Below are 24,219 nucleotides of genomic sequence, written 5' to 3'. Positions count from 1 at the left end.
GAAACGCTGCGCCACGACCCGGTAAGTTGGATCATGGCCCCGGCTCTGGCCTTGGCTCAGGCCGGGGCCAGACGCTCGGCGCCCCAGCTGCGCCGCAGGTAGCCCATCACCTCGCCCAGCTCGTCGGCGGAGACATGCGCCGGGGCGCCCTCCTCCTGCGGGTCGAGGTGGAAGATATAGAGCCGCGAGGCGAACTGGGCGAACGGCAGCGAGGCTTCGCCGAAGCGCTCACCGTTGCCGTCGGTGCTGACCCGCACGCCATCGCCCCAATCCTGGCCGCTGTCGTTGTTGGGGTTGAAGAAGTAGACCCGCATGCCCTCGTCGGGGCCGAGCGCGGCCCGCAGGATGGTGATCGCGTGCCAGCCGATGAAGCGCGCGGCGCTGTCGGTCACCGCGATCCCCGCCGGCTGCGGGTGCACCAGCGGCTGGTTGCCGTTGTAGAGCGGGTGGTAGGCAGCGTAGAAGTGGCGGTAGAAGGTCTCGGGGTCGTCGATCCGCCCGCTGGCGATATCCACGCTGATATGGAAGCCGCGCCCGGCCCACCAGCCGTGGAACTCGGGGTTGACCCAGCGGTGCGGGTCACCGTCGCGGCCGATGCACAGCCGCCCCATTTCGGCATAGATACGGTCCAGATGCGGCACCACCAGCAGCGAGACCGGATCGAGATCCAGGGTCATGCCGCTGGCGAGCCCGGCGCCACTGGTGTTCGACGAGATCGGCTGGCCTTCGAAGTGCATCACGATCTCGTCGTCACGCGCCGCCCAGGTCACCATCTGCAGCAGATAGTCGGGGTCGTTGTAGGCCCACATGGAGAGCGCGCGTGCCGACTGGCAGGTGGGGTTGTTGCCCTGCCCCACGCCCAGCGGCAGGCCGAGCATGCACAGCACGCCCTCCACTAGCCGCGCCTCGGGCGTGGTGGCATCACCGTAGGCCAGACGCAAACGCTGGCGGGCGTTGTCGCTCAGCAGCAGGCCCAGTTGGCGCCACAGCGCCGGCGCCAGCGGCGGCTGGTAGAGAATCCCGCGTTCGAGCAGCAGCGCCAGCCCGTAGATCCCCTGGGCCGTGGCCGGATGCGCCACCGCATCGATCAGGGCACGGATCAACTGGTGATAGCAGAGCAGGCAGTCGCGCCCGGTGGTCGAGAGCCCCAGCGCTTCGCTGATCAGATGATCGCCGTGGTCGAGCAGATAGCGCAGCAGCACCGGGTGATAGGGCGATACCAGGCCGGTATCATGCATCGCCCGCGCCATCCCGGTGGCCTCCTGCTGCAGCGCCGCGGTATCCATACCGGCGAGCCGGCCGGCATAGGCTTCGACGCCAGGGTCTTCGCGGCAACCCTGGGTCGGCCCGTAGAGGCTGCTGACCAGCCGCGCCGCACCCTGGCCGCTGGTGCCAAGATCGATCTCCGGATTGGCCTGACACAGCGCCAGCTGATCGATCATCCCGCGTACCGGAGCGACCATCAGCGGGCGCTGGCCGAGTAGCCGCCAGATCTCGTCGATCATGGTCTCGACGATGAACTCATAGCCGACCCGCTCGGCGAGATAGCGCAACAGCGCCCGCGGCACCTCGGCCAGACGCCCCTGGGTCTCGCGCTCGGCCTCGCCGGAAAAGGCGAAGATACGGGACAGGTTGAGCGCCAGGACCTGGGTCAGGTGATTGTGCGCCTGCTCGGCGGAGATCAACGGATGCGCGTAGTCGCCGCGCGCCACCGCCAGCAGGCGCAGCTCGCTGAGCGCCTCGATCACCACCGTTTCGGCCTGGGGGCTACCGAGCGAGGCCGGGGTCAGCGCCGGCTGCAGGCGCTGCGGTTCGGCCCAGTCGGAGTCGGCGAAGGTTCCCGCCCGCTCGATCGCCTGGGCGCGCCGCTCCAGCGCCGCGCAGCCGCCAGGTTCGAGCAGGATACGCCGCGCCAGATCGAAGACCCGCCCGGCACGCCCCGGGCGGGAAAAACTGGGCGCCGATTCGAGCGCGGCGAGTGCCGCCTCGAGCTGTTGCAGCAGCGCACCCAGGCGCTGCTCGCTGACCGGCAGCTCGTTATCCGACGACATGCGCTGACACTCCCCGCCACTCTGGGCGAATCCGAAAAGACTCTGCCACTGTCGCGGATCAGACGTAGAAATCAAGCGACTCCTGATGCTTGAGCAGGTCGCGCAGGGTGTGCGGGTCGTCGCCGAAGAAGAATAGAAGCCCCCAGTGGGTACCGAACGCCGTGCGCTTGGTCACGGTCTCCTCCAGCGGCGCGCTGAGTTCGTGGTAGTCGAAATAGGGGTGCTGCTCGGTCTCCTCCGGAATCTCCAGACGGCTGACCACCCGCCGGCGCGGATAGACACCGAAGCAGCCGGCGTGCCCTTTGGCGCCGGTGACCGGCTCGGGGAAGAAGGCGGCGACCTCTTCCGCGGTAGCCTTGGGGTCGAACACCAGCATCGAGGCCTGATAGGCGTTGAAGCCGTAGGCGCGCTCGATCAGTTCGAACGCCTTGAACCCCGGCGGGCGATAGGCGACTTCGCCGAAGTACATGGTGCCGTCGCTGGTGACGAAGTACTCCGGGTGGATCTGGCCGAACTGGATGTCGAACGTCTTGATCAGGAGCTCGATCTGGCGCGTGATCTGCTCGCGGTACTGCTCCAGCTCCGGGGTCGCCGGCACGAAGACCGAGTAGCCGAGGGTGACGTATTCGGAAATATTGAGGAACTGGATCTTGCCGTCCCAGACCCAGGCTTCGACGGCGAACTCCCAGCCGTCCAGATGGCTCTCCATCAGCAGCGGGTACTCGCTCTCGGGGATGGCGTCGATCTCTTCATAGGTGCGGATCACCCGGTGGCCGAGGCAGCCGGCCTTGTCGAAGGCCTTGAGGTGGATCGGGTCGTCAGGGTCGCCGTCGAGCTTGAGCAGCGTCTGGTTGACGCGCTTGAAGAAGCGCACCACGTCGCTCCTCTCGTGGGCCTCCTCGAAGATGCCCACGCGGATGCCACCCAACTGCGCGCGGCGCTTCATCAGCGCCTTGTCGCGGAACAGCACCGCCTGGCCGTGCAGGCGCGGATTCTGCATCAGCACCGAGTTGATCGCCCCGGCCCACTCCACGGTCTCCTCGAACAGCGGCACCGCCGCGTCCACGCCCATGTCGCGCAGGGTTTCGGCGATCTCCATCGAACGGTCGTTGAGACGCTCGAAGTTCCACGGCAGGTAGGGAATCTCGTGCTGGCGGCAGTACTCTTCGGCCCACTCCGGGGCGACCACCACATAGCGACGATCGAAGGCCGCGGCAGCCTCCACCGCGCCCAGGCTCCAGCCCAGCAGCGCGATGTAGCCCTTGTCGGGATTCTTTTCCATGGTCGGTGTCTCCCTGTTCGCTGTCGTTGTGATGTATGCCTACCTCAGTGTAGGGGAGATGCCGACTAGTGCCACCCCATCCGCCAAAACGCTGACAAAAGCCGTCATAATCAGCGCATATCGGCACTAGAAAACTGAAATTCCTAATATTCTTTATTAGCTATACAAGCACCTTCCAGCAGCCGTGATCACCCCGCATCTATGGTGCATGCACCATAATAGGCGCCTGGCGCCGGAGAGACGTCAATCACGCTGGAATCGGATACCCTAGGGATTCCCCCATTGTAGGGATCCCCCCCATCGCCCAGGAGATTCGCATGCCAGCCAGAGCCATCAGCCTCGAGCAACAGCAGCGTCTGATCGATATCGTGCGCGACGCCGCCAAGCGCGAGATTCTGCCGCGCTTTCGCAACCTGTCGGAAGAAGCGATCCGCGCCAAGACCGCACCGGACGACCTGGTCACCGATGCCGATCAGGGCGCCGAGCGGATGATGACGGCGGCGATTCGCGAACTGCTGCCGGAGGCGACGGTGATCGGCGAGGAGGCGGTGGCCGATGGCAGCGCCAGCCTGGGTGATATCGCCGGCGCCGAGCTGGCCCTGATCATCGACCCGGTCGACGGCACCTGGAACTTCGCCCGCGGGCTCAACCAGTTCGGCGTGATCCTGGCCGCCACCAGCTTCGGCGAGACGATCTTCGGGCTGCTCTACGACCCCATGGCGGACGACTGGATCGTCGCGCGCCACGGCGAGGGCGCCTGGTTCGGCCGCCCGGATGGCACCCAGCGCCGGCTGCAGGTCTCGGATACCGCGAACTTCGGCGAGATGGTCGGCTCGACCTCGATCCGGCTCTTCCCCAAGCCGCAGCAGTACCAGCTCGCCGCGACCTTTCCCGACTTCCAGCGCATGATGGCGTTCGGCTGCGCCTGCCATGAGTACCGCACCATGGCGTTCGGTTTCGTCGACTTCATGCTCACCGGCAAGCTGATGCCGTGGGATCACGCCGCAGGGCTGATGATCCACGCCGAAGCCGGGGGCTATTCGGCGCTGCTCGACGGCACGCCCTACCAGCCGACGATCCACAAGGGCACGGTACTGGCGGCCAGCTCGAGAGCGCATTGGGAGCAGCTGCGCGAGAAGTTCAGCTTTCTGGGCTAAAGAGTGCCTGCGCGCGTCGAGTTCTTACGCAGCGCACCGGCCATCATTGGCAATCCATGACGACGCCATCCAAGACGACGAAAACCGGCGCCGAGAGGGCGCCGGTTTTCTCTTCTGTCGCCGATCGGGACGAACCGATCAGATGGATCGATCAAGGAATGATCTTCTCCGCCCGCAGACGATCGAACAGATCGAAAAACGCCGCTCGCGTCTCGCGGAAGTGATCGAAGCCGAAGTCCCGCGACTTGGTGGTGTCGTTGACGCACTCCTGGTCGCGGCCGAGATCGGCATCGGTGTGCCACCAGGAGGCGAGCTTGGTGACATCCGGCTCGACCAGATCGTGCTTGGCGGCGATCTCGCGCCAGATCGATTCGGCATCGGCCATCTGTTCGTCGAGCGGCTGCATCGTCTCCGGGTCGTCCGAGGCTTCGGGGCCCTGACTTTCCAGACCAAAATACTCACCGATTTCGCGCCACATCCGACGCCAGCGGAAGACGTCTCCGTTGACGGTGTTGAACGCCTGATTGGCTGCACCCGGGGTGGTCGCCGCCCACTCCATCTGGCGCGCCAGCACCAGCGAATCGGTCATGTCGGTGAGCGCGTTCCACTGGGTCTGCGAGCCGGGGAAGACGAACGGCCGTCCGGTCTCGCGGCAGATCGAGGCGTAGACCGCCAGCGTCGTGCCCATGTTCATGGCGTTGCCGCGGGCATAGCCGATCACGGTGTGCGGGCGATGCACGTTCCAGGCCAAGCCCCGGCGCTCGGCGGTCTCGAACAGCACGTCTTCCAGCGCATAGTAGAAGTTGTCGCCGGGCACGCGCGGCTCGGACTCGCGGAACGGCGTCTCGATCCGCCCACTGCCATAGGCCTCGAACGAGCCCAGATACTGCTTGGTGCCGGTGACCAGCGAGGCATGCGCGAGCGGGGCCGCTTCGAGCGCGGCGAACAGATTGCGCATCATCTGGCTGTTGGCCTCGACATTGGCACGCTCGTTGTCACGGCGAATCCAGGTGCAGTAGAAGACGTGGGTGATCGGCAGGCCAGCCAGCGCTTGCTCGGTGGCGGTTGGGTCCAGCAGGTCGGCGGCGACGGGAATCACCCCGCTCTGCTCGGTGGCGCGGCGTGACAGGCCGTAGACGGTCCAGCCGCTGGCGACGAGATGGCTGGCCAGATTGCCGCCGGTGATGCCGGTGGCGCCGACGACGAGTGCAGTCCCCTTACGCATGGTCGATGACCTCCTTTCCAGTCAGGGAATCGAATCCGGAAGACCCGGCAGCGCGCCGGATCGATGAGCGCAGTCTGGTAGCGGCTGATCGTTGCTACAATCGAAAGCCTCGCAAATCTTTATTGCATGGGGCGCAACTCGATGGCGGACAGACCGACAACGCGGAAGGCGCTCGACACGCTGGACCTCAACGCCCTGCGCGTCTTCGAGCGCGTCGCCGCGACCGGCAGCTTCACCGCCGCCGCCCGGCATTTTCACCGTGCGGTCTCCTCGGTCTCGCGCCAGATTCGCGCTCTGGAAGAGGCGCTCGGCCAGCCGCTGCTCTACCGGCATACCCGCGCCGTCGCGCTCACCGACGCGGGCTGGCGCTACTACGAAGAGATCCGCGCGATTCTGGAACGGCTCGATCTCGCCACCGAGGCGCTGGCCTACCCCGACGCCGAGCCCAGCGGCGTGTTGCGCATCAACGCGCCTGTCGCCTTCGGCCAGCGCCAGATCGTGCCGCTGCTGCATGCCTTCCAGCGCCGCCACCGCGGCATCACCGCCGAGCTGCAGTTGAGTGACCAGGTCATCGACCCGGTAAGAGAAGGCCAGGACATCACCTTTCGTGTCGGCGACCTGGCCGACTCCTCGCTGGTGGCGCGCCGCCTGGCACCGATGAACTATATGGTGGCTGCAGCCCCAAGCTATCTCGAAGCGCACGGGGCCCCGCAGACACCCGAGGCGCTGAGCGAGCACAACTGCCTGCTCTACCAGGGCGAGATGGGCCGCCAGCGCTGGTATTTCCAGACGCCGGAGCAGAGCAGCTCGACCCCGTTCGAGGTCAGCGGCAACCTCTACAGCAACGATGCCGAGAGCCTGCTGCGCGCCGCGCTGCTGGGCCAGGGGCTGGTGCTGTTTCCCACCTGGCTGATCGGCGATGCGCTCGCACAAGGCGAGCTGGTGCCGCTGCTGGAGGCGTGGCGCGGCGAAGTGATGCCGGGTCGCCGCGACATTCACGTGTTGACCACGGAGCGCCGCCTGCGCACGCGTAAGGTGCGCGCCTTTCTCGACTATCTACGTGAATCGCTGGCGCCACGCCCGGCCTGGGATCGCTGGCGTGAGCGTATAGGCGGTCTTTCGAGCGACCATAGACAAAGATAATTAGCGATTGAATCGCGCGCGATCTATCTTGACCGCATGACGACACCGGATGACACCGACAACGCCCTGGCGCTCGAATCGCAGCTCTGCTTCGCGCTCTATTCGACCCAGCTAGCGATGAACAAGCTCTACCGCGGCCTGCTGCGCGAGCTCGATCTGACCTATCCCCAGTATCTGACCATGCTGGTGCTATGGCAGCGGGATCGTCAGACGGTGTCGGAGATCGGCGAGCACTTGTACCTGGATTCGGCGACGCTGACGCCCCTGCTGAAGCGCCTGGCAGCGGCCGGCCTGATCACGCGTCAGCGCTCGCGCCAGGATGAACGCCAGGTGGAGATCGCCTTGACCGCCAAGGGCCGTGCGCTGCGTGAACGCGCCAAGGCAGTCCCCCATGCCGCCGGCCGCGCGGGCCAGTGCACCCCCGAAGAGGCCGCCGAACTGCGCGACGCCCTGCATGGGCTGCGTCAGCGACTCGACGGCCAGTGACGCAGCGGTCGGATAGCATGGCCCTGCGGCGTGATCGCACCATGCGTCAGGGCGATCGATAGGCGTCGGAGCGATCGATAGCGCGTTGTGAAATAGATAGACCGCTGTGAAATAGACCGTAGTGAAATAGATGGCAAAACGCTTTCACCCAACCAGGTCGCGCACGATTCAATGGTGCACGACCCTGAACTCGAAGGAGCAGTCTCATGTCACTCGATAAAGTTCTTTACCGCGCCCAGGCCACAGCTACCGGCGGCCGCGACGGCCGCGCCGCTTCCGACGACAAAGCACTCGACGTCAAGCTCTCCACACCCAAAGAGCTGGGCGGCGCCGGCGGCGACGGTACCAACCCCGAGCAGCTGTTCGCGGCGGGCTACTCCGCCTGCTTCATCGGCGCGCTCAAGCTGGTGGCATCACAAGAGAAGGCCAAGCTGCCGGAAGAGACCCAGATCCAGGGTGAAGTCGGCATCGGCCCCAAGGGTAACGGTTTCAGCATCGAAGCCACCCTGACGGTGAAACTGCCGGGCATGGATCGTGAACAGGCCGAAGCGCTGGTCGAGAAAGCGCATCAGGTCTGCCCCTACTCCAACGCCACCCGCGGCAATATCGACGTCACCCTAAACGTCGAGGTCTGAACCGGCGTCGGCAGTGCCGACGCTCGTTCCACCCGGACGCCCCGGCCCCTTACACAGGGGCCGGGGCGTCTTGCTGTTGGCGCAGCGCCAGGCCAGGCAATCGGCTCAGCGATTGAGAATGATCGCCGTGATCACACCGGTGGCAACCGCGGCAAGCACGTAATCGCCATCGATATTCAGCCAGCGATGCCCGCGGGGTGGCTCCCGCAGATGCCGCGCGTGCCAGTCGCGCACCCAGTAGCGGTCATCGCGGTAGTAGCGCGCGGCGATCCGCCCGCCGGGATGCCACGCCCGTGATGGCTCATGGTAGCGGTCATGGCCGCGTTCGTGATGGTGGTGGTCATGCTGGCGCGCGTGGCCCGGAGGCCCGCCAGAACCATGGCCAGGGCCACCCCCCGGATGCGCCTGGGCAGCGCCACTCAACCCCAGGGTGGCCATCAGGGTCAGGGCCGTGAGACGGCGCCCGAGACGGCTGTAAGGTGGGAGGCAATACGCCGTATTGCGGTTGTTGCCCATGTGGGTCTCCTCTCTCGCCGGGGGTGAACAGTCTGTGGCGCCGAGGCGCCAGTCGCCGGGAGATGAATCGAGTTTGCCGGCAGAATAAGGAAACAGTGTTCACGAACAATGGAGCTCGTCGCCGGGTATCGCGGTGACGCGCCTATGCCGCCCGGCCCTATAGCCAATTCGGGCACTGGTTAACTATGCTGAGGAAACTCATTCGCCAAGAGACTCGCCATGCCGGACACACCCCGCGATAGCGCCGAGACAGCGGATACCGATACCGCCGATAGCAAGAGCAAGACTGCCCACGACATCGCCACGCCCCAGGCCGTGTGCGACTTCTGGTTCGAGACGCTCACACCCAAGCAGTGGTTTGCCAAGGATGCTGCACTCGACGGCGAGATCGCGGATCGCTTCGGCGCCACGCTGGCAGCCGCCGCGCGCTGCGAGCTATGGCACTGGCGTGATACCCCCGCCGGGCGCCTGGCCGAGATCGTGGTGCTCGATCAGTTCTCGCGCAACGTCCATCGCGACACGGCGGCCGCCTTTGCCCAGGACCCGCTGGCCCTGGCGCTGGCTCAGGAGCTGATCGCCCGCGGTGAGGATGCCAAGCTGCCTCTGACGCAGCGCATCTTCGCCTATATGCCGTTCATGCACAGCGAATCGCTGGCGATCCATGCGCGTGCGGTCACGCTGTTCGACGTTCCCGGCATGGAGACACAGCTCGACTACGAGCACCGTCACCGCGAGATCCTCCAGCGCTTCGGCCGCTATCCCCATCGCAACGCCATGCTCGGACGCGTCTCGACGCCGGAGGAGATCGCCTTCCTGCGCCAGCCAGGGTCCACTTTCTGAGCCGCTGTCGCCGGCGAACGCCCGCCGCTACACTGGCGCGCCGTCTAGGGCCATGGCTCGACTCACTCTTTCGGCGCCCCATTCACTCGGCACCCCATTGACTCGACGACCAACCAACTCGGCGACCCGCCCACAAGATGCTTCGCGGGTCGCTATCCCACTACACGCTGATCAGGACATTGACATGCCACCGCGCTCGACCTCACCCCCGCACTTCTCCGACGCGGCGCTGATGACCCTGATCCGCTCGACCCCGCTGGCGATCTGCATCACCGATGCCGAGGGTCGCTTCCAGATGGTCAACGCCGCCTACTGCAAACTCTACGGCTATACCGAGGAGGAGCTGCTGGGTGAGGAGTTCACGCTGGTACTGGCCCCCGAGCACCGCGACATGATGCGCCGCATGCACCGCGCCTTCATCGAGACGGGCGAGGACAGCGACCCGCTGATCGGCACCCCCGGATCACGCGCCGAGTGGGAAGTGGTCAACCGGCAGGGCAGACAAATCTCGATTCTGGCCGAAGCGGTCCGGGTGGAGGATGATCAGGGCAACGTCTACAAGGCGACCTTCGTGGTCGATATCAGCGAGCACAAGGCGCTCGAGCGCTCCCTGCGCGAGGCCAACCAGCGCCTGACCCAGATCGCCATGTACGACGAGCTGACTGGCCTGCAGAGCCGGCGTGCCGGCCTCGATCGGCTCGAAGCGGAGATTCACGAGCATCAGCGCTATGGCCATCCGCTGTGCATCGCGGTGATCGATCTGGACGGGTTCAAGCAGATCAACGACACCCATGGCCACGCCATCGGTGACGAGATACTCGTCGGTATCGCCGACCTCATACGCCAATCGCTGCGCGAGAGCGACGCCGCGATCAGGCTCGGGGGTGACGAACTGCTGCTGGTGCTGCCCGGAGTCACCCTGAATCAGGCGACCCAGGCGGTGGAGCGCATCCGCCAGGCATTGGCGTCGACCCCGCTGACCAGCCATTCCCTCGAGGTGACGCTGTCGGCAGGCGTCGCCGCCTACCGCGACGAGAGCCAGGATGCCCTGCTCGAACGCGCCGACCGCGCGCTCTATCGCGCCAAGCACCGCGGGCGCAACCGGCTTTCCCAGGCCAAATGAGTCACGGCTTTCGGGCGTCAGCCTCCCCCACTGGCGACACCCAGCACCAGCCATAGCACGATCGCATAGCGCAGACCCTTGCCGATCGCCACCAGCACCACGAAGTTGAACCACGGCACCCGCATGACGCCGCCGATCAGCGTCAGCGCATCCCCGCCGATGGGCAGCCAGCCAAACAGCAGCGACCACTGACCGTAGCGGTTGAAACGCACCCGGGCGCGAGCCAGCTGCGCCTGGCTGAGCGGAAACCAGCGCCGCTGCTGGAAGCGATCCACCTGGCGGCCGAGCACACCGTTGATCACCGACCCGAGAGTGTTACCCGCGGTGGCCCAGAACCACAGCCAGAACAGCGCATGCCCTTGGGTCGCCAGCGCCCCCAGCAGCACCTCCGACGACGCCGGCAGCAGGGTGGCGGAGACCAGCGCGGTGACGAACAGGGTCAGATAGCTCACGCCTCTCTCCGGGCCGGGCGACTGATATTCCGGAATCTCAGCTCAGAATGAACCCGACACAGGCAGCGGTTGCCAGGCCCATCGCGCCGTTGAAGATACGCCACGCCCGCGGCGTCTTCAGCAGCCGCCCGATCGCCATGCCGAAACCCGCCCACAGCGAAATACAGGGAAAGGCGACCAGCTCCATGAACAGCGACAGCATTGCCGCATTGGCGACCAGCGAGCCCTCGGTGGGCATGAAGCCCGCCATCAGTGCGATGCCCATGACCCACGCCTTGGGATTGACGAACTGGAACACCGCCGCCTGCCAGGCGGTCAGCGGACGCGCGCCCTCGTCGGTCGCGGCTAGGTTGGGCGGAGGCGCGGTCGCGATCTTCCACGCCAGGTAGAGTAGATAGACCGCACCGACCAGACGCAACGCCTGCTGCAGCGCCGGGAAGCGTTCGAACAGTACCCCGAGTCCCAGCGCCACGGCCATGAACAGCACGAAGCAGCCGGCCATGATCCCGAAGATGTGCGGCAGCGTGCGACGGTAACCGTAGAGCGCGCCGGACGCGGTGAGCATGACGTTGTTGGGCCCGGGCGTGCCGGTCATCGAGACCGAAAACAGCGCCACCGAGAGCCACCAGCCGAGCGACATCATGCTTGCCCCTCCGCGGTCTGATTCCAGGCCAGGGTGATACGGCGGTTGCGGGCGCCGCGGTTCTTGATGCTGGCCACGTGCAGCGCACCGATCTGGGCGGTGGAAGTCACATGGGTGCCACCGCAGGGCTGATAGTCGATATCGCCGATGCGCACCATGCGGATCATGCCGGCGCCCCGCGGCGGCGCCACCGACATCGTCTTGACCAGCTCGGGGCGCGCGTCGAGTTCGGCCTCGCTGATCCACTCGCTGGAGACCGGGTGGTCGGCTGCGATAAGCGCCTCGAGGCCCGCGGTCAGCGCCGCCTTGTCGAGGCTGACCTCGCCCAGATCGAAGTCGAGGCGACCGCGTTCGGCGCCGATGCTGCCGCCGGTGACCCCATAGGGCACCAGCACCGAGAGCAGGTGCAGGGCGGTGTGCATGCGCATGTGCGCCCAGCGCCGCGGCCAGTCGATCTGCTGGGTCACGCTCTGGCCGACGGTAAGATCGTGCCCGGGGTCGAGGTAATGCCACACGGCGCCGCCTTCACCCTTGCGCGTGTCGTGCACCGTCAGGCAGCGGCCATCGGCGGTGATGAACACCCCGCTATCGCCGGGCTGGCCGCCCCCCTGGGGATAGAAGAGCGTGGCGTCGGTCGCCACCGCGCCATCGGTATCCACCGCAGTCACGCTGGCCAGACTCTCACGCGCCATGGGTAGATCGCGAAACCGCAGCTGGGTGGACATGCTGACCTCCTCTCGAACCGGCGCCTTGCCGGGCCAAATTGTACGGGTTCAATTTATTGACTTTTCGCGTCACCTTGCGAACAATTCGAGCATAAGCTCACCAGGAAACGGGTCAACCCGATTTTTGTCACCATGACAATCTGGACACCGACACTTTCTGGCAGCGGCCCGCGCTATCGTCAGCTCGCCGACGCCATCGCCGCCGCGGTGGCCAGCGGCGAGCTGGCCGCCGGCGACAAACTGCCCCCGCAGCGCCGCCTCGCCGACGCTCTGGGCGTGACCGTGGGGACGGTCACCCGCGCCTACGCCGTAGCCGAGCAGCGCGGGGTGGTCAGCGCACGGGTCGGCAGCGGCACCTATGTGCGTGGCGCCGAGGCCGGTATCGGCGCCTTCGACCATCTGTTCACGCGGCCGCGCGACAGCAGGTCTATCGATCTCAGCCACGCCACGCCGCCACCGACCGCGCAGCGCAGCCTGCATCTGGCCCGCGCGATGCAGGCGATCCAGCAGGACCCGGAGCAGCTCAGCGCGATGATCGACTACCAGCCGGAACCCGGGCAGGCATGGCAGATTGCCACCCTGGCGGCCTGGCTGGGCAAGATGGGCCGCACGCTCGACCCGGCCGAGCTGCTGCTCGACCAGGGCGGCATGCACGGTATCCATCTCTGCCTCAGCGCCCTGCTGCTGCCAGGGGAACGGGTCGCCGCCGAGCGTCTCACCTATCCGGGCCTGATCAGCGCGCTGCAGCAACTGTCGCTCAAGGGCGTGGCGATACCCCACGATGCGCACGGCATCGACGTCGATGCGGTGGCCCGCGCCCACGACCAGCAGCCATTCGCTGCGCTCTATGTGATGCCGGATTGCCACAACCCGACGACGGTGCGCCTGAGCGAGCCACGCCGCCGTGCCCTGGCCGCGCTGGCCGAGGCACGCGGGTTCTGGCTGATCGAGGACGATATCTACCCGCAACTGGGTGCCACGGAGACGCCGCTCTACCAGCTCGCCCCGGCGCATACACTGACGCTGTTCTCGGTCTCGAAACTGCTCGGCGGCGGGCTCAGAGTAGGGGCAATACGCGCCCCGCAGGCGCTGCACGGGCGGCTGACGGCGGCGCTGCGCGCGCAGTGCTGGATGCCGCCGCCGCTGATGAATGGCGTGGTCGCGCACTGGATCGCCAGCGGCGACGCCGATGCGCTGCTCGCCTGGCAGCGCGAAGAGCTGGCGTGGCGCTTCGATCGCGCCCAGGAGAAGCTCGCGGCGTTCCACCCACAAGGTCAGCGCGGCGGCTTCTATCTGTGGCTGCCGCTACCCGCAGATCTGCGTTCGAGCCACGTCGAAGCGCAGCTGCGTGAGCGCCAGATCGCTGTCAGCAGTGCCGAGAGCTTCTGCCTCGGCAGCGTCAGCGCGCCCCAGGCGCTGCGCCTGTGCATCAGCGCCGCGGAGAGTCGCGACGCCCTCGAGCGAGCCCTCGACACCATTGCCGAGACCCTCGGCGACCCGGGGCCGATGCTGTGGCAGACGCTGTGATCGGCCTGACCTCAGGCGCGCGCCGCTCTCAGTAGCCCAGCGCCGGATCAACCCGATTCTCCAGCGCCTCGCCCGCCAGATAGCGGCTGACGTTGGCGAAGAAGCTGCGCAGGCAGCGCGGTACATAGTCAGCGTCATAAAGGCCGCTATGGGGGATCACCATCAGATTGGGCGTGCGCCAGTAGGGTGACGCCGGCGCCAGCGGCTCCTCGGGGAAGACATCGAGCACCGCCCCGCCCAGTTGGCCCGCCTCCAGGCGCTGGGCCAGGGCGGCGACGTCCAGCACCGGCCCGCGGCCGATATTGATCACCCCGGCATGCGATGGCAGCGCCGCCAGCTCGGCGGCACCCACCAGGCATCGCGTCTGAGCGGTCAGCGGCAGGGTGATCAGCAGGAAGTCGGCCTCGGCGAGCGCCTCGGGCAGACGCGCCTGAGGCAGGCTGAGATCGGCCAGCGGGTGGGCCTGCCCGCTACGGCTGACCCCGGTGATCTTAAGTCCCAGCTGCCGGGCCGCCCGCGCCGCCGAACTGCCCAGCGCACCCATGCCCAGGATCACCACCCGCTTGCCTTCGATCGGTTCGAGCGCGCGCTGCGCCCAGCGTCGTTCGATCTGCTGGGTGACGAACGTCGGCACGGCGTTGTTGAGCATCAACAGCGCCGTCAGCGAGAACTCGAAGGTGCGCGCCTCGTGATTGCCGCGGGCGTTGGTCACGCAGAGCCCCGCCGGCAGCGCCGCCAGCGGCACCCGGTCGACGCCGGCGCTGGTGATATGCACCCAGCGCAGCGCGGGCGCCCGCGCTACGGCATCGACCAGATCCAGCTTGCCGACCACCACCAGCACTTCGGCGGTGGCCAGGGCGGCGTCGAGGGTAGCCGCATCACGGCTGAAGCCCAGCGCAATGCGCGATGCCAGCCCGGCGAACTCGCCCAGAATGTCGCGCACCCGCTCGGCGCTGAAATCCGGCGACTGGCGGAAGGCGGGATCGGTGTAGATATGCACCTCGAGCGGCTTGGCGGCAGGCATGACGGTTCCTCGGCAGCAGGGAGTTCAATGGAGGGGCCGGGCTCACACCGGCAGCGGGCGGCTCTCGGCCAGCGCCTCCATGGCGAAATAGGAAGTGACGGTGTCGATCTCGAAGCCGTCGATCAGGCGCTGATAGATCAGGTCGAAGGCACCGATATCACGCGCCACGATCTTGAGCATGTAGTCGTAATCGCCGCCGATACGGTAGAAATCGATCACCTCGGGGATGCCCAGCACATGCTCGCGGAAGGCTGCCAGCCAGGCGCGTGAATGGCTACGGGTGCGGATCATCGAGAACACCACCAGCCCGAAGCCGAGCGCCTGACGGCTCAGCACCAGCCGCCGCGCCTCGATCACGCCGGCCTCTTCGAGCTGTTTGACCCGCCGCCAGCAGGCGTTCTGGGAGAGATTGACGCGCTCGGCCAGCTCGCGCTGGGCGCAGCCGGGGTGCTGCTGCAGCTCGCGCAGGATGGCGAGGTTGAAATGATCCAATTTCACGCCACTCATAGGGTCAAATCACTCAATATTTGGGTCGATACCGGGTCATAACGAGAAATCTACCCGTCCGAGACGGGATATCATAGCCTCGTATACCGCGCTTGCACGTCCTCTAGGTTCTGTACGAAAAGTCAGCGAGCGAAGGAAAGACAAGGCAAAAATCGGCGAAAACGGACCGGGCTGGCGCTCCAGTTTACGGGGTGTAAATGAGCATTTTGAGCCGATTTTTAACGCCGTATTGCCGAGCGCAGATAGTTTTCGTACAAAGCCTAGTATCGAGGCCCCCATGACCACACTCGCCGACTTCACACACGTTCTCTCCGGCCCCGACCTGCTGGCGCGCCTGCGCCAGGGCCTGATCGGCGACGACCTGCCGATCACCACGCCCTTCGGTCAGCGCCGCCTGCTCTACGCCGATTATGTCGCCTCCGGGCGCGCGCTGCGCCAGGTCGAGCGCTTCGTCAGTGAAGAGGTGCTGCCGTTCTATGCCAACTCGCACACCGAGGCGTCGCACTGCGGGCAGACCATGACCCGGCTGCGCCAGGAGGCACGGGCGCTGATCGCGCGGGAGCTCAACGCCGAGGATTGCCATGTGGTGTTCAGCGGCAGCGGCGCCACCGCCGGTATCAACCGGATCGTGGCACTGCTCGATATTGCCGCCGGGGTGCGCCGCGGCGAGCGCATCCGCGTGCTGGTCGGCCCCTACGAGCATCACTCCAACCTGCTCGCCTGGCGCGAGAGCGGCGCCGAGGTGGTCGAGATCCCCGAAGGCGACGCCGGCGGGCCGGACCCGGCGGCGCTGGAGCAGGCGCTGGTAGCGGCTGCCGGCAGTGACCTGATCGTCGGCGCCTTCTCGGCCGCCTCCAACGTCACCGGCATCATCAGCGATGTGGACGACATCACCCGCCGGCTCAAGCGCCACGGCGCCCTGGCGATATGGGATTACGCCGGTGCCGGCCCCTATCTGGCGATGGACATGGCGCCCGCGCCGGACTGCCGCAAGGATGCCATCGTCTTCTCACCGCACAAGTTCGTCGGCGGCCCCGGCGCCTCCGGGGTCATGGTGGTGCGCGACAGCGTGGCGCGGCGGCACACGCCTTCGCTGCCCGGCGGCGGCACGGTCAGCTTCGTCTCACCCTGGGCGCACCGCTACAGCGCCAACCTGGCGGCGCGCGAGGAGGGCGGCACGCCCAACGTGATCGGTGACATTCGCGCCGCGCTGGCGCTGATGGTCAAGGCCGCGATCGGGCTGCCCGAGATCGCGCAGCGCGATGCCGAGCTGCGCCGACGCGCCCTCGCCCACTGGGCCGACGAGCCGCGGCTGGAACTGCTGGGGCGCCAGGACGTGGCGGCGCTGCCGATCTTCTCCTTCCGCATACACGACGCCGACGGCGGCCTGATTCACCATCAGCTGTTCACCCGCATGCTCTCGGATCTCCACGGCATCCAGGCCCGCGGCGGCTGCGCCTGCGCCGGGCCCTACGCCCACCGCCTGCTGGGGATCGACGCCTCCGCCTCGGCGGCACTGGTCGAACGCCTCGACCAGGGGCACGAACTGGACAAGCCCGGCTGGGTCAGACTGAGCCTGCATCTGCTCCACAGCGAAGAGCAGGTGGCGCGCCTTCTCGATGGCGTGCTCACCCTGGCCCGGGAAGCGCCGACCTGGGCCCGCCACTACCGCGCCGACCCGGCCAGCGCACGCTTTCGGGCCGAGACCGCCGAGGGATGACAGCCGCGCCGAGGCGGGTAAGATGAACGCCTTCGCCGCGCTAGTCGCGCCCGCTTTCCTGTTCGAGCCATCGCCATGCCCCATCTGAACCGCCGCCCCTTCGTCTTTCTGCGCCACGCCCAGAGCACGCGCAATCAGGAGCGGCGTATTGGCGGGCAGCACGACGTACCCCTCACCGCCCGCGGCGAGGCCGAGGCGCGCCGCGCCCAGGCGCTGGTTGGCGGCCTCGACTGGTCGCTGGCGGTCGCCAGCCCGCTGGTGCGCGCCCGCCACACCGCCGAGCTGGCGCTGGGGCGCGCGCCCGACCGTCTGGAAGAGGGGCTGATGGAGCGCCACTGGGGCGACCTGGAGGGGCAGCAGATCCCCACCGCGATCCCCTATACCGACACGCCACCCAACGGCGAAGCCTGGGAGGCGTTCGTCACTCGTATAGCCACCACCCTCAATGCGCTGCTCGACGAAGCCGATACCCCGCTGGTGGTGGGCCACTCCGGGCTGGTGCGCGCGGTGCGCTGGCTCACCAGCGGCAGCCCCAACGGCCCGCGCTCGGCCAACGCCATCCCGCTGTGGATCGCACCTATCGCCGACGACCGCTGGGAGATTCGCGACTTTACCGCCGCTGATCGCGCCAGACTCGGGGGCTAGCGCAGCCCGCAGGGGCCCATCGCTTCTCCCCGGGCAGTGGCGCAGCAGGGTGCGCCGCGTTGACCTGCTCATGAATAAAAATGATAATGATTATCTTTAATCAACTAGAAAAATACTGCCGATGCTCGCCTGCCACGGCCGCTCCGCCTCTTCCCTGCGCCGCTGGCGCCGATCGCTTCATCGCCTGATCCTCTGCGCTTGCCTGCTGGCGGGTCTGTTGCCTGTCGCCAGCGTGGCCAACGCCGCAGACCACGACGACACCGACACCCGGACGCGCGCCGATGGGCCCGCCGCGACCCGCTATCCGCGACAGGTGACCGATCTCACCGGGCGCGTGGTGACCCTCGATCACGCGCCGCAGCGCATCTTTCTCGACGACCCCCGGCATCTGCTGACGCTGGCAGCGCTGCTGCCCGATCCGGTAGCCCGCCTGAGCGGCTGGCACGGCTCGCTCGCCGACTTCGACCCCGAAGCCCAGGCGCGCTTCACCCACGCCTTCCCCGCCCTGGCCCAGTTACCGGTACTGGCGGGTGGCGACCCGCTGCCCAGCGCCGAGGCGCTGCTCACGCTCGCACCGGATCTGATCCTGGTCAATCGCGCCCGCTACGGCGCCATCCGCGGTACCCGGCTGCTGGCACAGCTCGACGCCCTCGGCATCCCGGTACTGTTCATCGACTTCCAGCAGCATCCGCTGGCGGATACCCGCCCCTCGCTGACCCTGCTGGGTCGTGCACTCGACGCCCAGCCCCGGGCGGCGGCGCTGAACCGGCGGCTGGCCGAGCTGGAGGCGGCGGTCGCCGACTGCGTCGATGTCGCCGCCCATGACACCTCCAGAGACCAGGCTCCCAGCGTACTGATCGACATCGCCCCCGGCCTCAAGGTGGGGTGCTGTCGCAGCAACTTCGATAGCGGCCTGGCGGATCTGGTGGCCCGGGCCGGTGGCAACAATATCGCCGCCGGCATGACCCCGGGCAGCGAGAACGTGCTCAACCCCGAAGCGATCCTGGCACGCGACCCGGCGGTGATCATCGCCACCGCAGCTCAGTGGCCGGCGGGAGGTTCGGTGCGCGCCGGTTTCGGCGTCGCCCCCGCGCAGACACAGCGTGACCTGGCCGATGTCGTCAACCGCCGCCCGGGCTGGGCGACGCTTTCCGCGGTCAATCAGGGTGGCCTCCACGCCCTCTGGCACGGCTATCACCAGAGCCCGTTCAGCGCCCTCGCGCTGACAGCCATCGCCCGCTGGCTGCATCCCCAGGCGTGCGCCGCACTCGATCCTGACGGGGCGCAGCAGGCGCTGTTCCGCGACTTCCTGCCGATCGCCGCCGACGGCACCTTCCGCGCCACTTACGGGGAATCGCTTCCCGGACACTGATCAACCCGCGCCGCGCCAACGACGCACCACGGCGTTCAAAGACGACAAGCCAAGACGCTCGACAACAACAAATCACGACGACCTTCAACGACAACGCACCGGCACCGAGCGCCACTCGGCGCCGCCTGGGAACACCACACATGACTGCACGATCCTTCGCCCCGAGGCGCGCCCTGCCGCGCTGGCAGCCACTCGCCGCCATGCTGGCGCTGTTGCCACTCACACCGGCGCACGCCGAAGACACCGGCGAGGTCGCGCTCGACCCGGTGGTGGTCAGCGCCCGTGCCACGGGTGACGCCAGCGAAGGCTACCGCCCTGGGGCCTCGGACCTCGTCACCGGCCGGCGCACTGATTTTCTCGCCCAGGCACGCACCGTCGACGCGCTCACCCCGCAACTGCTCGCGGACATCGGCGCCGATTCGCTGACCGACGCCATGGCGTTCGTCGCCGGGGTCACCCAAGGCAACACCATGGGCGGTACCGAAGCCGGCTTCATCAAGCGCGGCTTCGGCAGCAACAGCGACGGCTCGATCCTGCGCGACGGCATCCGCCAGCCGCGCGATACCTTTCCGCTGTTCACCACCGAACGCATCGAGGTACTCAAGGGACCGAGCTCGTTTCGCTACGGCATTCAGGAGCCCGGCGGGGTGATCAACATCGTCAGCAAGAAGCCGCAGTACACCTGGCAGCGCACCATCAGCGGCAAGGGCAGCTCGTTCGGCGGCGGTGATGCCAGCGTCGACGTCACCGGCCCGCTGGGCGACAGCGGCGCGGCATTCCGGTTCATCGTCGGCCAGCAGGACGAGGATAGCTGGCGCGACTTCGGCAGCCACCGGCAAACGGTGGTGGCACCCTCGCTGAGCTGGGAGGATGACGACACCCGGCTGTGGTTAGCCTATACCTATCGCGATTACGATCTGACGCTGGATCGCGGCACCGCCTTCGTCGACGGCGACCCTGTCGATGTACCGCGCAAGCGCCGGTTCGACGAGCCGTGGTCGCGGGTTACCGGTCACGATCAATCGTTCAGCGCGCGCTGGGAGCAGGATCTGAATCGTGCCTGGACCAGCCGCCTGACCTACGGCTGGTCCCGGCGCCAGTACGACGACGGCCAGCCGCGGGTGCTCAGCGTCAGCGAGGACGGCAGCGCGAGGCGTCGCGCCGATGCCAACCACGGCTTCGACCGCCGGGTGATCTATACCGCCGCCGAGCTGCTCGGCGACGTCGAGCTGGCGGGCATCCGCCACGAGATGACCGTCGGACTCGATCACGAGCGCCGCCGCGACTACCTGGCCGACCGCTACCGCGGTGCCACCGATACGATCTCGATCTATGCTCCGAATCACGGTGATCTGACTCTGGACGGCGCCAGCTACGACAGCGCACGCAGCCACCGCCTGGACGAGATCGATAGCACCGCGGCCTATGTCGACGACTCGCTGCATCTCGGCGAGCGCTGGATCTTGGGGCTCGGCGGTCGCTATCAGATGATCGAACAGTATGGTGGCCAGGGCCGGCCGTTCGTGGTCGAGACCGACACCGACGACACGCTCTTTCTGCCGCATGCCAGCCTGCTCTACCAGATCGACCCGCTGACCTCGACCTATGTCAGCTACAGCGAATCCTTCGTGCCCAACACCCCGGACAGCGACACCGGTCAGCGCTTCGATCCCGAGTTGGGCCGCGGCTGGGAGGTCGGGCTCAAGCGCCGCCTGCTCGACGAGCGGGTGGAGGCGGCACTGGCCTACTTTGAGATCACCAAGGAAAACGTTGTCGTAAGCGACAACGGCGTGTCGCGGGCGGTGGGCAAGAGCCGCGCCAGAGGGGTGGAGATGTCACTGCAGGGCCAGCTGACCGAGCGGCTGTCGCTGCTGGCCAACTACGCCTACACCGATGCCGAGGTCCTCGAGGACGCCGACGGCGGCACCGCCGGCAACGCGCTGCCCAACGTCGCTCGCCACACCGCCGCGCTGCTGCTGGCACAGGAGCTGGCACTCGCCCCCGACTATGGCCGCTGGCGGGTCGGTGGCGGGCTGCGCTACGTGGGCAGCCGCGAAGGCGACAGCGACAATAGCTTCCGCCTCGACGCCTACACCGTCGCCGACGCCTTCGTCGCCTGGGATACCCGTTGGCTGGGCGACGCCACCCATCTCCAGCTCAACGTCCACAACCTGTTCGACACCACCTACTACCCCTCGAGCGGCGGCGATACGCGGGTGGTGGTGGGCGATCCGCTGGAAGTCACGCTGCAGGCCAGCGTGACGTTCTAGGCACTGTATGAAAAGTACTGCGCTAGCCCAAGCGTCGTTAAAAATCGACTGGAACGCCAGCCCGAGCTCGGCGCCCCCGTCAAAATGCTCATTTACACCCCGTAAACTGGAGCGCCAGCCCGGTCCGTTTTCGCCGATTTTTGCCTTAGCTGCGCGCCCCGGCCTTGCCTTCGCTCGTTGACTTTTCAGACAGCACCTAGCGTCTTTGCCGAGCACACGGCAGGCAAGCAAACGGCCCGCTGCGTCAAGCCAGCGGGCCGTTTCGTTACTGCTCACTTGCCGCGCGAAGTGTCGATCAGTTCAGCGTCGTCTTCCAGGTCAGCGATTCACCGGCCTTGTAGGGTATGAAGGTGTTCTCGCCCTCGCCCACGCTGGGCGCCACTGGCGTGGGCTGGCGCGTCAGCGTGACGGTGCCTTCATTCAGCGGCAGGCGGTAGAAGCGCGGGCCGTTCTCGGAACAGAAGGCTTCGAAGTGATCGAGCGCCCCCTCCTGCTCGAAGACATCGGCGTAGACCGACAGCGCCGCCTCGGCATTGAACACCCCGGCACAGCCGCAGGCGGTCTCCTTGGCGGCACACACGTGCGGCGCGGAGTCGGTGCCGAGAAAGAAGCGCGGATGCCCGCTGGCCACCGCGCGGCGCAGGGCCGCCTGGTGCTCCTGACGCTTGAGAATCGGCAGGCAGTAGAGGTGCGGGCGAATACCGCCGACCAGCATGTCGTTGCGGTTCTGGGCCAGGTGCTGCGGGGTCAGGGTGGCGCCCAGGTACTCGTCGCCCTCGAGCACGAACTGGGCCGCATCCTTGGTGGTGATGTGCTCGAACACCACGCGCAGTTCGGGGAACTGACGGCGGATATCGCTCATCACCTCGTCGATGAAGACCTTCTCGCGGTCGAAGATATCGATCTCGCCCCGCGTCACCTCGCCGTGTACCAGCAGCGGCATGCCGATGCGCTGCATCGTCTCCAGCAGCGGGTAGACGTCGCTGATGCGCTTGACCCCGTGCTGGGAGTTGGTGGTGGCGTTGGCCGGATAGAGCTTGGCCGCGGTGAAGACGCCATCGGCGTGGCCGCGGGTCAGCGTTTCGGCGCTCACGCTCTCGTTGAGATAGCAGGTCATCAGCGGCGTGAAGTCGTGACCGGCGGGCAGCGCGGCAAGAATACGCTCACGATAGGCCGCGGCGGCCTCGACCGTGGTCACCGGCGGCGCCAGGTTGGGCATGACGATGGCGCGGGCGAAGGTCGCGCTGGTGTAGGGCAGCACGGTGCGGGTGATCGCGTCATCGCGCAGGTGCAGGTGCCAGTCGTCGGGGCGGCGGAGGGTGAGCGTATCGGGCGCGGCGGTCATCGGAAACTCCTGGCAGGGGGTGAACGAGGGGCTCGTAGCATATCAGAGCCCGCAAGGCCCGGGGGATGCCGTTCGAGATGACATCCTGCGCCAGATGGCGCTATGATTTTGTCATATGGCGAATGCCGTGAGGATTTCAGCATGACGACCACCCCGTTCGAGCCCTCCCTGGAGCCCAGCATCAGTGAGCGGGCGATCCGCCGCCTCACGGGTAAACGCCGGGTCGCGGTCACCTCACCCTTCGAAATCCATCGCCTCATCGAGAAAGGCTTTGCCTCGTCAGGGGTGATCAAGTTCCTCGAAGAGGTCGATCTGCTTCAGGACAGAAAGATCGCGGTCAAAGTCCTCGGGGTATCCGAACGCACCCTGTATCGCCGGCGGGACAAACCCGACACCCTCAGCCCGGAAGAGAGCGGCCGCGCCTGGCGCTTCGCCGAAACGCTCACCCGCGCAGAAGACGTCTTCGGCAGCACCGAAGCCGCCCAGCGCTGGCTGGACACCCCGGCCATGGCCCTGGAGGGGCGTAAGCCGCTGGACCTGATCACCACCCCGGTCGGCCATGACCTGGTCGATGACCTGCTGACGCGCCTGGACTACGGGGTCTACACCTGACGATGGCCGCCGCGAGCCGAAGCCTCCGGTTCTGGCGCCTGGAACGCGACCGCCATGTCGCCACCTGGGAGAAAGGCATTGGCGCGGAGCGCGCGGGCGGGCGCTGGAACTCCCCCGGCCGCCCGGCAGTGTATGGCTCGCTGGATGCGGCCACCGCGATACTCGAAGTCGCGGTTCACAAGGGCTTCGCGACCCTGGATACCGACCCGCACACGCTCCTGTGCATCGAGATTCCGGACCCGAGCTGCGTTCACTGGGTTAATGCCGAGACGCTGCCGAATCCCAACTGGCTGGTGCCGGGCACGCCCAGCGCGGGCCAGCAGCGCTACGGCGACGCCCTGCTCGAAGCCCACCCCTTCTTCGTCGTGCCCTCGACCGTATCGCGCCACAGCGCGAACCTGGTGATGAACCCACATGCCGCCCAAGGCAAGTATCGCGTGGTCCTGCAAGAGCGGCTCTCGCTCGACACCCGCCTGAACCCGCCCTCGCGTTGACGTGTGATTATCCGACAGCAGGGCATCGGCAAACTTCATGCTTTGACTCACAGTGAAGATATTTGGGCTGCCCCGCACTCGCGGGGATCGACCTAATCCTTGCGGCTATATCGGATTCGATATAAATTGACATCACGAAGAGGGGTGCAACATGGCAGAAAAAGAAGAAAAGCCGGTTGAGTTCTGTGGGGATTCTCTAAAACGGCTAAGGGATTTCCCCGTTGGCGCACGTCAGGAGATGGGCTATCAAGTCGACAAGCTTCAGCGAGGTGGCCAACCAGACGATTTCAAGCCGATGAAGACTGTAGGTGCAGGGGTTTACGAGATCAGGGTGGAGGACGACACCAACGAATTTCGGTCTTTCTACATCGCGAAGCGGAGGGATGCGATCTAAATCCGTCACCGCTTTCAGAAAAAAACAAGGC

24 protein-coding genes are annotated in these 24,219 nt (G+C 66.8%); 14 read left to right on the top strand and 10 right to left on the bottom strand.

Going from position 1 to position 24,219, the window contains the following annotated elements:
- Nucleotides 1-56: 56 nt before the first annotated feature.
- Both J0A90_RS13785 and J0A90_RS13780 read right to left on the bottom strand, forming a co-directional pair.
- Nucleotides 57-2,051 carry a hypothetical protein gene (locus J0A90_RS13785; protein ID WP_207036765.1) on the bottom strand — a complete coding sequence of 665 codons (1,995 nt, stop codon included), beginning with the start codon at nt 2,049-2,051 and terminating at the stop codon, nt 57-59.
- A gap of 58 nt (nt 2,052-2,109) precedes the next feature.
- Nucleotides 2,110-3,333 carry an acetyl-CoA carboxylase biotin carboxylase subunit family protein gene (locus J0A90_RS13780; protein ID WP_035472965.1) on the bottom strand — a complete coding sequence of 408 codons (1,224 nt, stop codon included), beginning with the start codon at nt 3,331-3,333 and terminating at the stop codon, nt 2,110-2,112.
- Nucleotides 3,334-3,650: 317 nt separating this feature from the next.
- On the opposite strand from J0A90_RS13780, the gene J0A90_RS13775 reads away from it, so the two are divergent.
- Nucleotides 3,651-4,490 carry an inositol monophosphatase gene (locus J0A90_RS13775; RefSeq protein ID WP_207036763.1) on the top strand — a complete coding sequence of 280 codons (840 nt, stop codon included), beginning with the start codon at nt 3,651-3,653 and terminating at the stop codon, nt 4,488-4,490.
- 151 nt (nt 4,491-4,641) lie between these two features.
- Here the strand turns inward: J0A90_RS13775 and J0A90_RS13770 are convergent, their stop codons facing one another.
- Entirely contained in the window at nt 4,642-5,715 is a 1,074-nt protein-coding gene (locus J0A90_RS13770; protein WP_207036761.1) for an SDR family oxidoreductase, read from the bottom strand.
- Nucleotides 5,716-5,895: 180 nt separating this feature from the next.
- On the opposite strand from J0A90_RS13770, the gene J0A90_RS13765 reads away from it, so the two are divergent.
- The 3 genes from J0A90_RS13765 (at nt 5,896) to J0A90_RS13755 (ending at nt 7,979) form a co-directional block, all read left to right on the top strand.
- The gene (locus J0A90_RS13765) at nt 5,896-6,858 is read left to right on the top strand and encodes a LysR family transcriptional regulator (protein WP_207036923.1); all 963 of its coding nucleotides are present in this window, start codon (nt 5,896-5,898) and stop codon (nt 6,856-6,858) included.
- A 36-nt stretch (nt 6,859-6,894) separates the two neighbouring features.
- Nucleotides 6,895-7,344 carry a MarR family winged helix-turn-helix transcriptional regulator gene (locus tag J0A90_RS13760; protein ID WP_207036759.1) on the top strand — a complete coding sequence of 150 codons (450 nt, stop codon included), beginning with the start codon at nt 6,895-6,897 and terminating at the stop codon, nt 7,342-7,344.
- Between the two features lie 206 nt (nt 7,345-7,550).
- Nucleotides 7,551-7,979: an organic hydroperoxide resistance protein gene (locus J0A90_RS13755; protein WP_207036757.1), complete on the top strand. Its 429-nt coding sequence runs from the start codon at nt 7,551-7,553 to the stop codon at nt 7,977-7,979.
- A 105-nt stretch (nt 7,980-8,084) separates the two neighbouring features.
- On the opposite strand, the gene J0A90_RS13750 is transcribed toward J0A90_RS13755, so the two are convergent.
- Nucleotides 8,085-8,495, bottom strand: coding sequence for an RcnB family protein (locus J0A90_RS13750; protein ID WP_207036755.1), 411 nt, complete (start codon nt 8,493-8,495; stop codon nt 8,085-8,087).
- Nucleotides 8,496-8,714: 219 nt separating this feature from the next.
- Here J0A90_RS13750 and J0A90_RS13745 point away from each other — a divergent pair, with 219 nt between their 5' ends.
- Nucleotides 8,715-9,335 (top strand): DUF924 family protein, encoded by a 621-nt coding sequence (locus tag J0A90_RS13745; protein WP_207036753.1) that lies wholly within the window; start codon nt 8,715-8,717, stop codon nt 9,333-9,335.
- A gap of 184 nt (nt 9,336-9,519) precedes the next feature.
- Nucleotides 9,520-10,458 (top strand): sensor domain-containing diguanylate cyclase, encoded by a 939-nt coding sequence (locus J0A90_RS13740; protein ID WP_207036751.1) that lies wholly within the window; start codon nt 9,520-9,522, stop codon nt 10,456-10,458.
- Between the two features lie 17 nt (nt 10,459-10,475).
- Here J0A90_RS13740 and J0A90_RS13735 read toward each other — a convergent pair whose 3' ends face one another.
- The 3 genes from J0A90_RS13735 to J0A90_RS13725 are packed head-to-tail and all read right to left on the bottom strand — an operon-like array spanning nt 10,476 to nt 12,278.
- Nucleotides 10,476-10,910, bottom strand: a complete 435-nt coding sequence (locus J0A90_RS13735; protein WP_207036749.1) for a YqaA family protein — start codon at nt 10,908-10,910, stop codon at nt 10,476-10,478.
- Between the two features lie 37 nt (nt 10,911-10,947).
- Entirely contained in the window at nt 10,948-11,553 is a 606-nt protein-coding gene (locus J0A90_RS13730) for a LysE family translocator (protein WP_233076789.1), read from the bottom strand.
- Nucleotides 11,550-12,278 carry an alanyl-tRNA editing protein gene (locus J0A90_RS13725; RefSeq protein ID WP_207036745.1) on the bottom strand — a complete coding sequence of 243 codons (729 nt, stop codon included), beginning with the start codon at nt 12,276-12,278 and terminating at the stop codon, nt 11,550-11,552. Before J0A90_RS13725 ends, J0A90_RS13730 begins: the two co-directional genes overlap by 4 nt.
- A 132-nt stretch (nt 12,279-12,410) precedes the next feature.
- Here J0A90_RS13725 and J0A90_RS13720 point away from each other — a divergent pair, with 132 nt between their 5' ends.
- Nucleotides 12,411-13,805 carry a PLP-dependent aminotransferase family protein gene (locus J0A90_RS13720; protein ID WP_207036743.1) on the top strand — a complete coding sequence of 465 codons (1,395 nt, stop codon included), beginning with the start codon at nt 12,411-12,413 and terminating at the stop codon, nt 13,803-13,805.
- Between the two features lie 28 nt (nt 13,806-13,833).
- Here the strand turns inward: J0A90_RS13720 and J0A90_RS13715 are convergent, their stop codons facing one another.
- Both J0A90_RS13715 and J0A90_RS13710 read right to left on the bottom strand, forming a co-directional pair.
- Nucleotides 13,834-14,829 (bottom strand): D-2-hydroxyacid dehydrogenase, encoded by a 996-nt coding sequence (locus J0A90_RS13715; protein WP_233076787.1) that lies wholly within the window; start codon nt 14,827-14,829, stop codon nt 13,834-13,836.
- A gap of 42 nt (nt 14,830-14,871) precedes the next feature.
- Complete coding sequence (locus tag J0A90_RS13710) at nt 14,872-15,327, bottom strand: Lrp/AsnC family transcriptional regulator (RefSeq protein WP_207036739.1); 456 nt, start codon at nt 15,325-15,327, stop codon at nt 14,872-14,874.
- A gap of 286 nt (nt 15,328-15,613) precedes the next feature.
- On the opposite strand from J0A90_RS13710, the gene J0A90_RS13705 reads away from it, so the two are divergent.
- The 4 genes from J0A90_RS13705 (at nt 15,614) to J0A90_RS13690 (ending at nt 21,343) form a co-directional block, all read left to right on the top strand.
- Nucleotides 15,614-17,056, top strand: a complete 1,443-nt coding sequence (locus J0A90_RS13705) for an aminotransferase class V-fold PLP-dependent enzyme (RefSeq protein WP_207036737.1) — start codon at nt 15,614-15,616, stop codon at nt 17,054-17,056.
- A gap of 75 nt (nt 17,057-17,131) precedes the next feature.
- Nucleotides 17,132-17,701: a histidine phosphatase family protein gene (locus J0A90_RS13700; protein WP_207036735.1), complete on the top strand. Its 570-nt coding sequence runs from the start codon at nt 17,132-17,134 to the stop codon at nt 17,699-17,701.
- 217 nt (nt 17,702-17,918) lie between these two features.
- The gene (locus J0A90_RS13695) at nt 17,919-19,073 is read left to right on the top strand and encodes an ABC transporter substrate-binding protein (RefSeq protein ID WP_207036733.1); all 1,155 of its coding nucleotides are present in this window, start codon (nt 17,919-17,921) and stop codon (nt 19,071-19,073) included.
- A gap of 140 nt (nt 19,074-19,213) precedes the next feature.
- Nucleotides 19,214-21,343: a TonB-dependent siderophore receptor gene (locus tag J0A90_RS13690; protein WP_233076786.1), complete on the top strand. Its 2,130-nt coding sequence runs from the start codon at nt 19,214-19,216 to the stop codon at nt 21,341-21,343.
- A 295-nt stretch (nt 21,344-21,638) separates the two neighbouring features.
- On the opposite strand, the gene pyrC is transcribed toward J0A90_RS13690, so the two are convergent.
- The gene (gene pyrC, locus J0A90_RS13685) at nt 21,639-22,688 is read right to left on the bottom strand and encodes a dihydroorotase (RefSeq protein WP_207036731.1); all 1,050 of its coding nucleotides are present in this window, start codon (nt 22,686-22,688) and stop codon (nt 21,639-21,641) included.
- 141 nt (nt 22,689-22,829) lie between these two features.
- On the opposite strand from pyrC, the gene J0A90_RS13680 reads away from it, so the two are divergent.
- From J0A90_RS13680 to J0A90_RS13670, 3 genes are all read left to right on the top strand, one after another.
- Nucleotides 22,830-23,300: an antitoxin Xre/MbcA/ParS toxin-binding domain-containing protein gene (locus tag J0A90_RS13680; RefSeq protein ID WP_207036729.1), complete on the top strand. Its 471-nt coding sequence runs from the start codon at nt 22,830-22,832 to the stop codon at nt 23,298-23,300.
- A gap of 2 nt (nt 23,301-23,302) precedes the next feature.
- Nucleotides 23,303-23,794, top strand: a complete 492-nt coding sequence (locus J0A90_RS13675) for an RES family NAD+ phosphorylase (RefSeq protein ID WP_207036727.1) — start codon at nt 23,303-23,305, stop codon at nt 23,792-23,794.
- A gap of 151 nt (nt 23,795-23,945) precedes the next feature.
- On the top strand, nt 23,946-24,188 hold the full coding sequence (locus tag J0A90_RS13670) for a type II toxin-antitoxin system RelE/ParE family toxin (protein ID WP_207036725.1): 243 nt from the start codon (nt 23,946-23,948) through the stop codon (nt 24,186-24,188).
- The last annotated feature ends 31 nt before the right edge of the window (nt 24,189-24,219 follow it).

Origin of the sequence: Salinicola sp. DM10 (assembly GCF_017306975.2) — a bacterium.
In the GTDB taxonomy this organism is placed as follows: domain Bacteria; phylum Pseudomonadota; class Gammaproteobacteria; order Pseudomonadales; family Halomonadaceae; genus Salinicola.
This window is presented reverse-complemented; position numbering and strand designations above follow the sequence as displayed.

Excerpts from the sequence above, each read along its gene's own strand:
- J0A90_RS13755 (WP_207036757.1), top strand. The coding sequence starts at position 7,551 with ATGTCACTCGATAAAGTTCTTTACCGCGCCCAGGCCACAGCTACCGGC.
- J0A90_RS13740 (WP_207036751.1), top strand. The coding sequence starts at position 9,520 with ATGCCACCGCGCTCGACCTCACCCCCGCACTTCTCCGACGCGGCGCTG.
- J0A90_RS13760 (WP_207036759.1), top strand. The coding sequence starts at position 6,895 with ATGACGACACCGGATGACACCGACAACGCCCTGGCGCTCGAATCGCAG.
- pyrC (WP_207036731.1), bottom strand. The coding sequence starts at position 22,688 with ATGACCGCCGCGCCCGATACGCTCACCCTCCGCCGCCCCGACGACTGG.
- J0A90_RS13770 (WP_207036761.1), bottom strand. The coding sequence starts at position 5,715 with ATGCGTAAGGGGACTGCACTCGTCGTCGGCGCCACCGGCATCACCGGC.
- J0A90_RS13785 (WP_207036765.1), bottom strand. The coding sequence starts at position 2,051 with ATGTCGTCGGATAACGAGCTGCCGGTCAGCGAGCAGCGCCTGGGTGCG.
- J0A90_RS13725 (WP_207036745.1), bottom strand. The coding sequence starts at position 12,278 with ATGTCCACCCAGCTGCGGTTTCGCGATCTACCCATGGCGCGTGAGAGT.
- J0A90_RS13670 (WP_207036725.1), top strand. The coding sequence starts at position 23,946 with ATGGCAGAAAAAGAAGAAAAGCCGGTTGAGTTCTGTGGGGATTCTCTA.
- J0A90_RS13715 (WP_233076787.1), bottom strand. The coding sequence starts at position 14,829 with ATGCCTGCCGCCAAGCCGCTCGAGGTGCATATCTACACCGATCCCGCC.
- J0A90_RS13750 (WP_207036755.1), bottom strand. The coding sequence starts at position 8,495 with ATGGGCAACAACCGCAATACGGCGTATTGCCTCCCACCTTACAGCCGT.
- J0A90_RS13720 (WP_207036743.1), top strand. The coding sequence starts at position 12,411 with ATGACAATCTGGACACCGACACTTTCTGGCAGCGGCCCGCGCTATCGT.
- J0A90_RS13730 (WP_233076789.1), bottom strand. The coding sequence starts at position 11,553 with ATGATGTCGCTCGGCTGGTGGCTCTCGGTGGCGCTGTTTTCGGTCTCG.
- J0A90_RS13745 (WP_207036753.1), top strand. The coding sequence starts at position 8,715 with ATGCCGGACACACCCCGCGATAGCGCCGAGACAGCGGATACCGATACC.
- J0A90_RS13780 (WP_035472965.1), bottom strand. The coding sequence starts at position 3,333 with ATGGAAAAGAATCCCGACAAGGGCTACATCGCGCTGCTGGGCTGGAGC.
- J0A90_RS13680 (WP_207036729.1), top strand. The coding sequence starts at position 22,830 with ATGACGACCACCCCGTTCGAGCCCTCCCTGGAGCCCAGCATCAGTGAG.
- J0A90_RS13705 (WP_207036737.1), top strand. The coding sequence starts at position 15,614 with ATGACCACACTCGCCGACTTCACACACGTTCTCTCCGGCCCCGACCTG.
- J0A90_RS13700 (WP_207036735.1), top strand. The coding sequence starts at position 17,132 with ATGCCCCATCTGAACCGCCGCCCCTTCGTCTTTCTGCGCCACGCCCAG.
- J0A90_RS13775 (WP_207036763.1), top strand. The coding sequence starts at position 3,651 with ATGCCAGCCAGAGCCATCAGCCTCGAGCAACAGCAGCGTCTGATCGAT.
- J0A90_RS13675 (WP_207036727.1), top strand. The coding sequence starts at position 23,303 with ATGGCCGCCGCGAGCCGAAGCCTCCGGTTCTGGCGCCTGGAACGCGAC.
- J0A90_RS13690 (WP_233076786.1), top strand. The coding sequence starts at position 19,214 with ATGACTGCACGATCCTTCGCCCCGAGGCGCGCCCTGCCGCGCTGGCAG.